The organism is Glaciecola petra, assembly GCF_031846345.1.
Lineage (GTDB): Bacteria > Pseudomonadota > Gammaproteobacteria > Enterobacterales > Alteromonadaceae > Glaciecola > Glaciecola petra.
The window spans coordinates 1-444 of record NZ_JAVRHX010000024.1 but is presented as its reverse complement, the minus strand read 5'-3'; the positions used below and the strand labels follow the sequence as shown (position 1 = coordinate 444).

Here is a 444-nt window from a genome sequence, read left to right as displayed (position 1 = left end):
TCATTTAAATAGCTCTTTGTTAATAGTGGCCTAGTGCCATCCGTTCATAGAGTCTTCAGTCATTGCTGTGCAGGCAGCAATCTCCTGCTTCAATTCATGTTGTTCCCTAAGTGTATGGCATTTTCTATGGGATTATCTCTATAGAATAGGAAGGGTCACTTTTACAACCAAGCCACAGTTGCTTGTATGAATGTTGTTTCCGGGACTGCTTGTTTGTTCGGCATCTGCTAAGCTTGCACTACCGCGTTTTTGTGCAGTATTACCACGATTATATAGGGCAATATTGCCATGGTGGGCATCGATAATTTCACGACATAAGGCTAATCCGAGCCCAGTGCCGTTAGACTTGGTTGAATAAAAAGGAATCAAGACACTATTTAATGAATCATCGGCTATACCTTTGCCGCGATCTTTGACTTTAATTACGGTAGTGTTGTCTGATTG

General features: G+C 41.7%; 1 protein-coding gene. It reads right to left on the bottom strand.

Translation table 11 applies throughout. The annotated features are described in order from the left end of the window. Positions 1-138: 138 nt before the first annotated feature. The coding region (locus RM552_RS17715; RefSeq protein ID WP_311370212.1) for an ATP-binding protein at positions 139-444 on the bottom strand (306 nt) is incomplete at its 5' end.